Origin of the sequence: Legionella bozemanae, from assembly GCF_001648595.1 — a bacterium.
GTDB lineage: Bacteria > Pseudomonadota > Gammaproteobacteria > Legionellales > Legionellaceae > Legionella > Legionella bozemanae.
Genome location: NZ_LBAW01000105.1, coordinates 1 through 542, shown reverse-complemented (window position 1 = coordinate 542; position 542 = coordinate 1). Strand labels below are relative to the sequence as shown.

The window sequence follows — 542 nt, the reverse complement described above, 5'->3', positions numbered from 1 at the left end:
AAAGGGACGGATACGGCATTGGAAACGGCCGATGTAGCGTTAATGAATGATAATTTGGCCATGCTGCCTTTATATATTGATTTGAGCCGCAACACAGCAAGAATTCTTCGACAAAACATTAGTTTATCCATCGCTATTAAAGGAGTATTTTTTATTTTAGCACTTGGAGGTATTGCCACTCTTTGGATGGCTGTTTTTGCGGATATGGGGGCTAGTTTAATTGTTGTAGCAAATGGATTGCGACTCTTGAATTCTCATAAAGGACATGCAGACATTCAAGAGGCATAGGAATAACGAAAGAGGGATAACTCGATGGTGCAAGGGAGTGATATGAGGTGTCTTATGGTCGATACTTTACTTTTTTTAGTAATCGATGATTCATTAGGTGAACGCATTCTCTTGCGTGCACAATTGCAAAATTTGAACCATAAGGTGGATATGGCCTGTGATGGGAACTCAGGTTTGGAACTTGCTTTAATGAGACGTTATGATGCAATTTTAATTGATAAAAATTTAACACAAGGATTTAACTACCAAGAACT

General features: G+C 38.4%; 2 pseudogenes. Both read left to right on the top strand.

What is annotated here, in order from left to right:
* Window positions 1-288, top strand: a pseudogene (locus A8O27_RS18955) (heavy metal translocating P-type ATPase); the annotation flags it as partial.
* A 54-nt stretch (window positions 289-342) separates the two neighbouring features.
* A pseudogene (locus A8O27_RS18255) lies at window positions 343-542 on the top strand (response regulator); the annotation flags it as partial.